Origin of the sequence: Achromobacter sp. SIMBA_011 (genome assembly GCF_046535435.1) — a bacterium.
In the GTDB taxonomy this organism is placed as follows: Bacteria; Pseudomonadota; Gammaproteobacteria; order Burkholderiales; family Burkholderiaceae_B; genus Achromobacter; species Achromobacter dolens.
Window position 1 is genome coordinate 219471 of sequence record NZ_JAWRWN010000009.1, and the last position, 11921, is coordinate 231391.

General features: G+C 69.1%; 10 protein-coding genes. 6 read left to right on the top strand and 4 right to left on the bottom strand.

Going from position 1 to position 11921, the window contains the following annotated elements:
- Window positions 1-6: 6 nt before the first annotated feature.
- Window positions 7-687, top strand: a complete 681-nt coding sequence (locus SB816_RS25350; RefSeq protein ID WP_254607734.1) for a DNA-3-methyladenine glycosylase — start codon at window positions 7-9, stop codon at window positions 685-687.
- A 9-nt stretch (window positions 688-696) separates the two neighbouring features.
- Here SB816_RS25350 and SB816_RS25355 read toward each other — a convergent pair whose 3' ends face one another.
- Complete coding sequence (locus SB816_RS25355; protein ID WP_054501269.1) at window positions 697-1440, bottom strand: PhoP regulatory network YrbL family protein; 744 nt, start codon at window positions 1438-1440, stop codon at window positions 697-699.
- 165 nt (window positions 1441-1605) lie between these two features.
- Between SB816_RS25355 and rmuC the strand changes: the two genes are divergently transcribed.
- From rmuC to phoU, 5 genes are all read left to right on the top strand, one after another.
- Window positions 1606-3009, top strand: coding sequence for a DNA recombination protein RmuC (rmuC, locus tag SB816_RS25360; RefSeq protein ID WP_155755567.1), 1404 nt, complete (start codon window positions 1606-1608; stop codon window positions 3007-3009).
- A 99-nt stretch (window positions 3010-3108) separates the two neighbouring features.
- On the top strand, window positions 3109-4638 hold the full coding sequence (locus SB816_RS25365; protein WP_116792797.1) for an amidase: 1530 nt from the start codon (window positions 3109-3111) through the stop codon (window positions 4636-4638).
- Between the two features lie 67 nt (window positions 4639-4705).
- Window positions 4706-6370 carry an isovaleryl-CoA dehydrogenase gene (locus SB816_RS25370; protein WP_410547689.1) on the top strand — a complete coding sequence of 555 codons (1665 nt, stop codon included), beginning with the start codon at window positions 4706-4708 and terminating at the stop codon, window positions 6368-6370.
- Window positions 6371-6406: 36 nt separating this feature from the next.
- Window positions 6407-7087, top strand: a complete 681-nt coding sequence (gene rpiA / locus SB816_RS25375) for a ribose-5-phosphate isomerase RpiA (RefSeq protein WP_054501267.1) — start codon at window positions 6407-6409, stop codon at window positions 7085-7087.
- A 157-nt stretch (window positions 7088-7244) separates the two neighbouring features.
- Complete coding sequence (gene phoU, locus SB816_RS25380; RefSeq protein WP_049072639.1) at window positions 7245-7970, top strand: phosphate signaling complex protein PhoU; 726 nt, start codon at window positions 7245-7247, stop codon at window positions 7968-7970.
- Window positions 7971-8054: 84 nt separating this feature from the next.
- Here the strand turns inward: phoU and SB816_RS25385 are convergent, their stop codons facing one another.
- The 3 genes from SB816_RS25385 to argA all read right to left on the bottom strand — a co-directional run bounded on the left by SB816_RS25385 (window position 8055) and on the right by argA (window position 11887).
- On the bottom strand, window positions 8055-10007 hold the full coding sequence (locus SB816_RS25385; protein ID WP_410547690.1) for a phosphocholine-specific phospholipase C: 1953 nt from the start codon (window positions 10005-10007) through the stop codon (window positions 8055-8057).
- 128 nt (window positions 10008-10135) lie between these two features.
- Window positions 10136-10408 (bottom strand): oxidative damage protection protein, encoded by a 273-nt coding sequence (locus SB816_RS25390; RefSeq protein ID WP_006384045.1) that lies wholly within the window; start codon window positions 10406-10408, stop codon window positions 10136-10138.
- 120 nt (window positions 10409-10528) lie between these two features.
- The gene (argA, locus tag SB816_RS25395) at window positions 10529-11887 is read right to left on the bottom strand and encodes an amino-acid N-acetyltransferase (RefSeq protein WP_049072641.1); all 1359 of its coding nucleotides are present in this window, start codon (window positions 11885-11887) and stop codon (window positions 10529-10531) included.
- Window positions 11888-11921 lie beyond the last annotated feature (34 nt).

Below are 11921 nucleotides of genomic sequence, written 5' to 3' on the forward strand. Positions count from 1 at the left end.
AAGGCGTTGCCCGATGCCTTTTTCAATCGCGATGCGCGCCAGGTAGCGCGCGAACTGCTGGGCAAGGTGGTGCGCCATCGCGTCGACGGCCTGTGGCTGTCGGCGCGCATCATCGAGACCGAGGCCTACTATCTGGAAGAAAAGGGCAGCCACGCCTCGCTCGGCTACACCCACAAGCGCCGCGCCCTGTTCATGGACGGTGGCGTGGTCTACATGTATTACGCCCGCGGCGGCGACTCGCTCAACTTCAGCGCCGGCGGTCCCGGCAATGCCGTGCTGATCAAGTCCGCCTATCCCTGGGTCGACGCCCTGTCCGGTCCCGACGCGCTGGCGCGCATGCAGGCCCTGAATCCCGATGCCCAGGGTCGGCCACGCCCGCCGGGCAGGCTGTGCGCCGGCCAGACGTTGCTGTGCCGCGCGCTGGGTCTGAAGGTGCCGGACTGGGACGCGCGGCGCTTCGATCCCGAGGCGCTGTACGTCGAGGACGTGGGAGAGTCGCCGCAGGTCCTGATCAGCACCACCCGTCTGGGCATTCCGGCCGGACGCGACGAACACCTGGAATACCGTTACGTCGATCCGGCCTACGCGGCGTGGTGCACCCGCAATCCCCTGCGGCGCGGGCAGCAGGCGGGGCGGGACTATCACTGGGTAGACCTGCAGGGCAGGCCGCTGGAGCGGGCGCCCTGAGCGCGCGATTCAGGTCGTGGGGGCGCCGCCGCCGTCGGCGCGGCCTGCGGCCCTGAGCGCCGCTTCCCGCGCGCGCCGCGCCATGGCGGCCCGCATATCGGCATACTTGCGCTGGATGCGCCTGCGGTTCAGGCGCTTGCTCCAGGCGTATACCGGCACCAGCGGCAGTACGCCGAAGCCGTCGATCAGGAACAGGCCCGACTTGCCGTCGGCATTCAAGCCGCAGGCGATGTTGCTGGGCGACAGGTCGTGCAGCACCACGTGGGCGTCGGCCAGGTCCTCGATGAATTCGTCCAACTGCGCCGACAAGGTTTCGTTCATCTTGCCCTGGCGCGCCAGGTCGGCCACGGTGGGCGCGATGTTGCCGGCTTCGTCCGTGATCTTTTCGACCAGCAGGCCCAGGCCCAGCGAGGTCTGGGCCACGCCCAGGATGCGCGCCATCGGCACTTGCCATACGCCCGACGGGCGCGTGGTGGTGGTGACGTATTCGGTGATTTCGTTCAGGTAGACGCGGTACGCGCTTTCGCGCTGGTACTGCTTGTACCAGCGCTTGAACGGGCGGGTTTCGAGATAGACGGCACGCGCCTGCATGTCCATGACCTTGACCAGCAGGGACGGCGCGTGGGGATGCTGGAAGATATGTCGGTCCCCCCCCATCGCGACCGGCGTTTCGTCATTGAGATTCAATGGACCGAAGACCGAGCCGAAGGCGACCGGGGGAGGACAGAGTGTGGAAAGATCAGCTGTATTCAACTGTTTTTAAGGTTATATGTAAGTTGTTAACAGTTTAATGCCGTTGCTTGCTTTTCGCCTTTTAATGGGTCTGGGAAGTCGTTTCCGATGGCTACGGGGGGGCGGATTAGAGTCCTATAATTTCACGCGCCGGGCGTGGGTGCGCGGCGTTGAAAAGGGGCCACTTTGTCGAATGAAGTTCTGCTGTGGGTTGCCGCCGGCGGCGCGGTGCTGGCTTGCCTGATCGCCTTGTCGGCATGGTTGTCGCGGCCGGCGCGCGATGACCGGCTCGACGCGCTGCTCGAGGGGCTGGAGCGCACAGAGCGGGCCCTGCGCGCCGATATGGCGGAAAGCCAGCGCGGCCTGCGCGCCGAGTTTGCCGAATCCACCCGCGGCCTGCGCCAGGAACTTGCCCAATCCCACGGCGACCTGCGCGCCGCCCTGACGCGGGACGCGCAGGCGGCGCGGGCCGAATCGGCCGAGTCGCTGGCGCGCTTCGCCGCCGGTTTCGGCGAGCAGTTGCAAGGGCTGATCCAGATCAACGAGCGACGCCTGATGGAGGTGCGAACCACCGTCGATCAGCGCCTGCAGGCGTTGCAAAATGACAACAGTGCGAAGCTGGACGATATGCGCCGCACCGTCGACGAAAAGCTCCACGCCACGCTCGAGCAGCGCCTGGGGGAATCCTTCAAGCAGGTATCCGACCGCCTCGAGGCCGTGCACAAGGGGCTGGGCGAGATGCAGGCGCTGGCCGCCGGCGTGGGCGACCTCAAGCGGGTGCTGACCAACGTCAAGTCGCGCGGCACCTGGGGCGAGGTGCAACTGGCGCGGCTGATTGAAGACAACATGACTCCCGAGCAGTACGCCGCCAACATCAAGCCGGTGCCGGGCAGCGACGCGGTAGTCGAATTCGCCATCCGCCTGCCGGGGCGAGGCGATGGCGGCGCGCCGGTCTGGCTGCCGATCGATGCCAAGTTTCCGAAGGAAGAGTACGAGCGCCTGATGGATGCGCAGGAAGCCGCCGACGCCGAGGGGGTGAAGGCGGCCGGCGCCGCGTTGGGCAAGGCGGTGGAGGTGCAGGCGCGGCTGATCGCCGGCAAGTACGTGGCGCCGCCGCACACCACCGACTTCGCCATCATGTTCCTGCCGACCGAAAGCCTGTATGCCGAAGTGCTGCGGCGCCCGGGGTTGCTTGACCGCCTGCACGACCTGCGCATCAACGTGGCCGGTCCGAGCAACCTGGCGGCGCTGCTCAACAGCCTGCAGATGGGCTTTCGCACGCTGGCCATCGAGCAGCGCTCGTCCGAGGTCTGGCAGGTGCTGCGCGCGGTCAAGACCGAGTTCGGCAAGTTCGGCGACGCGCTGGCCGGCGTCAAGAAAACGCTGGACACCGCCAGCAGCAAGATCGGCCAGACCGAGGTGCGCACGCGCGCCATGCTGCGTAACCTGAAGAGCGTCGAGGCCTTGCCCGAGGCCGAGGCGCTGCGCCTGCTGGGCGGCGAGGGCGCCACGGCCGACGAGGGCGCGGACGAGGCCGCCGCCACGGACGACGCGCCGGCCACGAAGGCTGCCCACGGTTCCGGCGCCTGATTCGCGCGCCGGTCGCCCGGCCCGGCTTGTGACCCGGCCGCTCTGTCGATATCCTCATCGTTGCGGCATTCCGCCGTCGATATCTGGAGCATCGTAAGCATGGGCACGGCTGACCGAGTTGATTCCTCTTCCTTCGACGCGATGGCGCTGGGCGCCGATATCGCCCAGGGAGCCACGACGGCGCATGCCGCGATGCAGCAGGCGCTCGAGCGGGTGGCGGCGCGCAATCCGGCGATCAACGCGGCCTGCGGCGTGCAGGCCGAACTGGGCCTGGATCTGGCGCGCGCGCTGGACGGCGAGCTGGCGGCGCTGACCGCCCAGCAGCGGCTGGCCCTGCTGGACGAGCGTCCGTTCCTGGGCGTGCCAACCCTGCTCAAGGACCTCGGCACCGCCGCGCTGGGCCTGCCCAGCGCCATGGGCTCGGTGCTGTACGGCAAGGTCGACTGGAGCGTCGACGCCGAGATCGTCAAGCGCTATCGGCGCGCCGGCCTGATCCCGTTCGGCCGCAGCACCAGCGCCGAACTGGGCCTGAGCCCCACCAGCGAATCCCCGGTCTACGGCGCGCCCACCCAGAATCCATGGAAGGCCGGCCACAGCGCCGGCGGCTCCAGCGGCGGCGCGGGCGCGGCGCTGGCCAGCGGCATGGTGCGCATCGCCCACGGCAGCGACGGCGGCGGCTCGATCCGCATCCCGGCCTCGTGCTGCGGCGTGCTGGGCCTGAAGCCCTCGCGCGGCATGATGCCGCTGGGACCGCTCAAGGGCGAGGGCTGGGGCGGGCTGGCCACCGAACACATGATGACCCTGTCGGTGCGCGACTGCGCGGCGGCGCTGGATATCAGCGCTGGCGCCGACGTCGGCGCGCCCTATGCGGCGCCGGCCAGACCGGGCGAATCGTATCGCGACATCGTGGCGCGGGTGTCGGCCGATCCGCGCTCGTCGCCGCGCCGCCGCATTGCCTACATCAACACCACCTACGAAGGCGGGGCGATCCATCCCGAGGTCGCGGCGGCGGTCGATGAGGCCGCGCGCCTGTTCGCCGGCCTCGGCCACGAACTGGTTCCGGCCGCGCCGCCGGTGGGGTCGGAGGAAGTGCTGTCGCCGATGCTGCCGCTGATCGCCAGCGCCGCGGCCAACGCCATCGACAGCCACGTCGGCGCCCGCAACCGCCGGCTCGCCGCCGACGAATTGCAGCCCACCACGCTCGGCGCGCGCGAATACGCCCGCGCCATTTCCGGCGCCCAGTACGTGGCCTGCGTCGACACCTGCCACGAGATCACGCGCCGCATCGGCCGCTTCCTGCATCGCGAAGGCACGCAGGGCCATGACCTGTTCCTGTCGCCGGTGCTGGCGCAGTTGCCGGCGCCGCTCGGCCGCTATGCGATGGACAACGCCGACTACCTGGCCTACCGTCTGGGCAAGAAGGGCGTGATCGGCTATTCGCCGTTCGCGCCGCTGGCCAACCTGACCGGCATGCCCGCCATTTCGATTCCGTTCGGCCTGTCGGCCGACGGGCTGCCGATCGGTATCCAGGTCATGGGCCCGCTGGGCAGCGAGGCCTGGCTGCTGGAACTGGCCGCCCAGGTCGAGGCCCTGCGGCCCTGGCAGCGGGTCGCGCCCATCGCCCGATAGGCGCGGGGCGGGGCGCGTCGTCAGCCGGGGGCGCGCCGACGAATGAATAGCGAATAGGAGCACCAGCATGCCGTCGTTCGTGACCCATACCGTCCTCAACCAGGTCCCGCCCCTGGAAGACTATTCGTTGTTCGACACCGACCCGGCGCTGCGCGAGGCCGCCGCGCGCGAGGGCGCCGGCGCCTGGAGCGGCGACCTGGCCGCGCATGGCGCCTGGCTCGGCCGCGCCCAGACCCTGGCTGCTGGCGTCGACGCCAACCGCTATCCGCCGCGGCTGCAGGCCTATGACCGGGCCGGCCATCGCGTCGACCACGTTGATTTCCATCCCGCCTGGCAGTTGTTGATGAGCGGCATCGTGGCGCGCGGCCTGCACAGCCGTGCCTGGGCGCAGCCGGTGCCGGGCGCGCAGGTGGCGCGGGCCGCGGCCTACCTGATGCAGGGCCAGGTCGAGGCCGGCACGCTGTGCCCCACCACCATGACCTTTGCCGCCGTGCCACTGCTGCAACGCGAGCCGGCGGGCGTGATCGACTACACCGGCGACTGGCTGCCCGCGCTCTATTCGCGTGAATTCGATGGCGCCGACGCGCCGCTGGCGGGCAAGCGCGGCGCGCTGATCGGCATGGGCCTGACCGAGAAACAGGGCGGCTCCGACCTGCGCGCGGTCACGACACGCGCCTCGCCGCTGGGCGCCATCGGGCGCGGTTGTCCCTATTCGCTGGTGGGCCACAAATGGTTCTTCTCGGTGCCGCAGGCCGACGCCCATCTGGTGCTGGCGCAGACCGACGAGGGTCTTAGCTGCTTTCTGGTGCCGCGCTGGATTCCGGAAGGCCCGCGCAACGCGGTCCGCATCCGTCGCCTGAAAGACAAGCTGGGCAACCACAGCAATGCCAGCGCCGAGGTCGAGTTCGAGGATGCCTGGGGCGTCATGGTCGGCGAGCCCGGCCGCGGCCTGGCGGTGCTGCTGGAGATGGCCGCCACCACCCGACTCGACTGCGTGCTGGGCAGCGCCGCGCTGCTGCGCCAGGCGCTGGTGCAGTCGCTGCACCACGCCGGGCACCGCCAGGCTTTCGGCAAGCCGTTGCTGGCGCAGCCGCTGATGCGCAATGTGCTGGGCGACCTCGCGCTGGAGTCGGAAGCCGCCCAGGCGCTGGCGCTGCGCCTGGCGCGCGCGGTGGACGAGCGTGGCGACCCTGGGGCGCGGGCCCTGGCGCGGGTCGGCACGCCGGCCGCCAAGCTGTGGATCTGCAAGCGCGCGATCGCGGCGGTGGCCGAATGCATGGAGGCCTGGGGCGGCAACGGTTACGTCGAGGAAGGCCCGATGCCGCGCCTGTACCGCGAAACGCCGGTCAATTCGATCTGGGAGGGTTCGGGCAACGTCATGGCGCTGGACGTGCTGCGCGCGCTGCAACGCGAACCCGAGGCGCTGCCGGCGCTGGAGGGCGAATTCGCGCCCGCCGCCGGCCGCTACCCGGAATTCGATGCGGCCCTGGCGCGGTGGCGCGCGCTGCTGGCCGATTCGGGCCAGGCCGAGTTCCAGGCCCGCCGCATTGCCTGCGACCTGGCGCGCCTGTGGCAGGCGGCGCTGTTGATCCGGCATGCGCCCGAGCCGGTGGCGCGGGGTTTCGTCGGCAGCCGGTTGGGCGCGGCGGGCGGCGTGTTCGGCGAGCTGGCGGCCGGCACCGAGGTGGCCGCGATCCTGGCGCGGGCCTGGCCGGCGGCGGTCGCATGCTAAATTTCCCTGCTTCACTCACCTTTCCGCATTTTCGCCATGCTCTCCCAGCAAGAACTCAAGCAGCAAGCCGCAGACGCCGCCCTGGAACTCGTTGAACAGGTCGCAGGCCCCGATGTCATCATCGGCGTGGGCACCGGCTCGACCGCCGATCTCTTCATCGACGGCCTGGCGCGCTTCAAGGGCCGTATCGGCGGCACCGTCGCCAGCTCCGAGCGCAGCGCCGCGCGCCTGGCCGGCCATGGCCTGAAAGTGCTGGACCTGAACGACGTGGCGTCGATGCCGATCTACGTGGACGGCGCCGACGAGATCGATGCCAACCTGCACATGATCAAGGGCGGTGGCGGCGCGCTGACGCGCGAAAAGATCGTGGCCTCGGTTGCCGACCGATTCGTCTGCATTGCGGACGAATCCAAGCTGGTCGAGGTCATGGGCAAGTTCCCGCTGCCGATCGAGGTCATCCCGATGGCCCGTGAATCGGTGGCGCGCGCCATGACGGCCATGGGCGGGCAGCCGCGCCTGCGGGAAGGTTTCGTGACCGACAATGGCAACATCATCCTGGACGTCTCCGGGCTGTCGATCACCGACGCGCCGGGCCTGGAAGCCCGCGTCAACAACCTGCCGGGCGTGGTCACCTGCGGCCTGTTCGCCATTGCCGGCGCCGACGTGGCGCTGCTGGCCACCCAGAACGGCATCCGCCGCCTGGATCGCCGCGCCTGAGCGCAAATCGCGCGTCCCGGCCGCCCTTGCGGGCGGTCAGGCCGCGATTCATAATCCTGTCACACTTGGGTCATAACCTTGCGGATTGTGCAGGCCCATACTTGAAACGCTTTCATATCGGGGCAATGCAATGAGACCAACCACGCAGGGAGCCCGGATGACGGAGCATACAAACAAGCAGTTCGACGCTGATCTGGAAAGCGTCCGTTCGCAATTCTTGCAAATGGGCGGCGTGGTCGAGGCCATGATCCAGGAGGCCATCGACGCGCTGGCCAGCGGCGACCTGACGCTGGTTGAAAAGGTGCGCGAGCGCGAAAAGGAAGTCAATCGCCACGAAGTGGAGATCGACGAAAGCATCAGCCGCATCCTCGCCCGCCACCAGCCCACCGCCATCGACCTGCGCATGCTGATGGCCGTATCGAAGATGCTGACCGACATGGAGCGCTCCGGCGACGAGGCCGAGAAGGTGGCCACCGTGGCGCGCCGCATCCACGAATCGGAAGTCCGCCACATCCCGGTGATCGAACTGCGCCACATGGCCTCGAACGTGCGCACCATGCTGCACCAGGCGCTGGACGCGTTCGCCCGCCTCGATCCCATCCTGGCCGCCGCCGTCGTGCGCAGCGACAAGGAAGTGGACAAGGAATGGAAGGGCGCGCTGCGCCACCTGATCACCTACATGATCGAAGACCCGCGCACCATCTCGCGCGCCATCGACATGATCTTCATCGCCCGCGCCCTCGAACGCATCGGCGACCATGCCAAGAACATGTCCGAACGCGTGATCTACATGGTCAAGGGCGCCGACGTGCGCCACACCGGCGTCAAGAACACCGAGCGCCTGGCGCGCGGCGAAGAAGATACCCCCGAACAGGACGACTGATCGCCGCGGCCGCCCGGTCGCCCGCCGTCAGGCAAAAAAACCCCAAGCCGCCTTGGCGCTTGGGGTTTTTCTTTGCGCGCGCGCCTACAGCGGCAGGTCGGCGCCCTGGCACAGGCGCGGGTCCGGCACGCCGGACTTGCCCGCGTTGATGCGGCCGGCCAGCCGGCGGCCAAACCGCGGCAGGCCCTGCGCGCTGACCTCCAGGTCGTACCAGCCTTCGCAGCCGGCGTATTTCAACTCGAGCGCGCCGCCGGCCTGCACGTGCGCCATGGCGCGCCAGCCGTCGCCCATGCGCGATTCGATATGCACCGGCTGGTGCGCGTCGCCATGGTTGATGAGGCGCAGGCGCAGTCCCGAGGTCACCGGCACCAGTTGCGTTTCCAGCAGGCCGGCGTCGCGGCGGTCGCCGCGGAAGTGGCGATGGAAGCCATCCGGGCCCAGCAGCCACAGGTCGTAGATGCCGTCGGCATCCAGGCGCCAGCCGTCGTCCAGCCGCGCGCCCGCGCCCACCGTGTAGCGGCGCGGCGCGTGCGCCAGCGCCCGCCGGTCGTAGACGTGCAGCACGGCGCCGACCGTGCCGGCATTGCGGAAGGTCAGGCGGTAGTGCTCGCTGTCGGCGGTCATGCGGCCCACCGTCTCCAGCGCGTAGGGCAGGGCACAGGCGTGACGCACGCTGTCGGCGTGTTGCAGGGCGCGGTCCCCGGCGAAATCGAAGGCCGAGGTCAGATCGCCGGCCACGGCGCGGCGCCAGGCGCTGATATTGGGCTCGGCCACGCCGAAGCGGGCTTCGAGGAAGCGGATCACCGAGGTGTGGTCGAACACCTGCGAATTGACCCAGCCGCCGCGGCTCCAGGGCGACACCACCAGCATCGGCACGCGCGGGCCCATGCCGAAAGCGCGGCCGTGCAGGGCGGGCGGATCGTCCGGGGTGGCGGCGCTGGGGCCGTGGCGCACGTCGTGGTATTCGCCGTCCAGCTCGATGGTTGACAGGCCGCCCGAGCGCCCGTCGGGGGCGCGCGCCGGCGGGGCCGGAGGCGGCATGTGATCGAAGAAACAGTCGTTCTCGTCGTAGGTGACCAGGAACACACAGCCGCTCCAGACCTCGGGGTTGCGGGCCAGGATCTCGAGCACGCGTTCGGTGTAGGCGCCGCCCTGGCGCGGCGACGAGACTTCGGGATGTTCCGAGTCGGCGGCGGGGGCGATGATCCAGGAGACCTGCGGCAGCGCGCCCTGTTCCACGTCGCGCGCCAGGTCGTCCAGGGTGTGGGTGGACAGGCCCCGGTCGCGCAGCGGCGCGTCGGCGCCGCCGGCATCGTGCTGGCGGCGGAACTGGCGAAAGCCGGCCAGCGGATTGTCGTGGAAGTTGTCCGCCATGTCCTGGTAGATGCGCCAGTCGATGCCGGCGGCCTGCAGGCGTTCCGGGTAGGTGGTCCAGCCGTAGCCCAGGTCGGCCGGCCCGAGGCGGTCGAAGGTGTTGACCAATGCCGGACCGCCCGCGCGTCCCAGCGGATCGTTGGTGCCGGTCCACAGGAACAGCCGGTTCGGATTGGTGCCGGCCTGGATCGAGCAATGGTAGGCGTCGCACAGCGTGAAGGCATTGGCCAGCGCCGTCTGGAAAGGCACCTCGGCGGGACGGTAGGCGCCCAGGCCGAGGCGGCTCTTGGCCGCCAGCCATTGATCCATGCGGCCGTCGTTCCAGGCGCGCTGGGCGTCGTCCCAGGTATGCGGGGTGATGTAGCCCACCGGCGTGTCGCTGGCGTACTCGCCCTGCAGCGCATAGGGACGCAGCCGCTGGGCGCCGTCGGCCTGGGTCAGCACGTCGCCGGCCAGTGTCGGCGCGGGATACGGGTCGGCAAAGCCGCGCACGCCTGGCAGGGCGCCGAAATAGTGGTCGAAGGAACGATTCTCCTGCATCAGGATGACGACGTGCCGCACATCGTTGATCGTGCCGGTCTTGCGGTCGGCGGCGACTGCAAGCGCGCGCCGGATGGCCGGGGGCAGGTCGGAGGCGTCGGCGGAACTCGGTTCTTCTTTCATGACGGCATTAGTACGGCCAGCAATGGCGCAATCTTAAGGCAGGGCGGCCGGGCGCACCGGCCAGAAGCAAGAAGCCCCTCGCGGACGAGGGGCTTCGCAGGCGTGCCGCGCATGGCGGCGCGGCGGCATCAGGCCGAGGGCGGAACGTAGCCCTGGGCTTCGACGCTGCCGTCCTCGAACAGGAAGCGTTCCATCTGCTGCTGCAGGTACTTGCGGGCGCGGGCGTCGGCCAGGTTCAGGCGGTTTTCGTTGACCAGGCGGGTCTGCACCTGCTTCCACTCTTCCCAAGCCTCCTTGGAAATGCTCTGCCAGATGCGGGTGCCGAGTTCGCCGGGGTAGGGCGGAAAATCGAGCCCTTCGGCTTCACGCTTCAATTTCACACAGTTGACGGTACGGGCCATGGTTCGCTGCCGGAAAGAATGGGTAATGCGCCATTTTAGCGGGCTTGGCGCCGGAAGGCCGCCAAGCCCCTGCGGGCACTGCGGGTAGGGCCCCCAAAAAGCCGCGGGGGCGGGCCCGCCTCACAGCTTCTTGATGAACACCAGGCTGTTGCGCGAGCGGTTGTAGTTGTTCTGCTTTTCGCGCGGCAGGTCGGTGATGCCGCCCTGCACGAAGCCGCGCTTCATGAACCAGTGCGAGGTGCGCGTGGTCAGCACGAACAGCCGCTTGGCGCCGGAAGCGCGGGCGCGCGATTCCATGTGGCGCAGCAGGATCTCGCCCTCGCCGGACCCCTGCCATTCGGGGTGCACGATCAGGCAGGCCATCTCGGCCATGTGATCCTCGGGGAAGTTGTGCAGCGTCGCGCAACCGTAGATCACGCCGTCGTGCTCGAGCACGGTGAAGTTCTCGACGTCGCGCTCGATCACGCTGCGCGGGCGCGGCACCAGCGTGCCGTCGGCTTCCAGCGGCTCGATCAGGCTGAGGATGGCGCCGACGTCATCCAGCGTGGCCGGGCGCAGGTCGTCCAGCGTGTCTTCGACCACCATGGTGCCGACGCCATCGTGGGTGAAGATCTCCAGCAGCACGCTGCCGTCCAGCGAGAACGGCACCAGGTGGGCGCGGGCCACCCCGCGCTTGACCGCCAGCGACGCGTATTGCAGGTAGGCGCCGGTTTCCTCGTCCAGCGAGCCGGCCGCCAGCAGCGCGTCGGCGTCGACCCGGGCCAGCTCGGTGTCGACCGAGCCGTCTTCGTTCAGCACGCCCTGTTCGCTGGACAGGAAGATCAGCTTTTCGGCGCGCAGCGCCACCGCCACGCTGGTGGCCAGGTCTTCCATGGCCAGGTTGAAGGCGTCGCCGGTGGGCGAGAAACCCAGCGGCGACAGCAGCACCACCGACGAACCCTTCTCGATGGCGAACTTGAGCGCGTCGACGTCGATCTTGCGCACCTGGCCGGTGTGCTTGTAATCGACCCCGTCCAGCACGCCGGTGGGACGCGCCGTGACGAAATTGCCAGAAATGACACGGATGTGCGCGTGCGACATCGGCGTGTTGGGCAGGCCCTGGCTGAAGGCGGCCTCGATGTCCAGGCGGATCTCGCCGGCGGCTTCCTTGGCGCATTCCAGCGCCGCGGCGTCGGTGGGCGCCAGGCCGCGGTCGAACTGCTGGGTGAAGCCCTTCAGGCGCAATTGTTCATTGACCTGGGGGCGCGAGCCGTGCACCAGCACCAGGCGGATGCCCAGCGACGACAGCAGCGACAGGTCCTGCACCAGCGCGTTCAGCGCCCCGGCCTGCACCAACTCGCCGCCAAACGCCACCACGAAGGTCTTGCCTCGGAACGCATGCACGTAGGGCGCGACGTCTCGGAACCATCGGACGAACTGGGCAGGGGCGAATTCGGGGGCTTCAAGGGCAGAGACGGTGTCTGGTTCCAGGTCGGGCATGATGGGTGGGGCAATTCCTGAGAGTGGCAACAAC

Coding starts and splice junctions, on each gene's coding strand:
- SB816_RS25365 (WP_116792797.1), top strand. CDS start 3,109: ATGGGCACGGCTGACCGAGTTGATTCCTCTTCCTTCGACGCGATGGCG.
- SB816_RS25370 (WP_410547689.1), top strand. CDS start 4,706: ATGCCGTCGTTCGTGACCCATACCGTCCTCAACCAGGTCCCGCCCCTG.
- rpiA (WP_054501267.1), top strand. CDS start 6,407: ATGCTCTCCCAGCAAGAACTCAAGCAGCAAGCCGCAGACGCCGCCCTG.
- phoU (WP_049072639.1), top strand. CDS start 7,245: ATGACGGAGCATACAAACAAGCAGTTCGACGCTGATCTGGAAAGCGTC.
- SB816_RS25385 (WP_410547690.1), bottom strand. CDS start 10,007: ATGAAAGAAGAACCGAGTTCCGCCGACGCCTCCGACCTGCCCCCGGCC.
- SB816_RS25390 (WP_006384045.1), bottom strand. CDS start 10,408: ATGGCCCGTACCGTCAACTGTGTGAAATTGAAGCGTGAAGCCGAAGGG.
- argA (WP_049072641.1), bottom strand. CDS start 11,887: ATGCCCGACCTGGAACCAGACACCGTCTCTGCCCTTGAAGCCCCCGAA.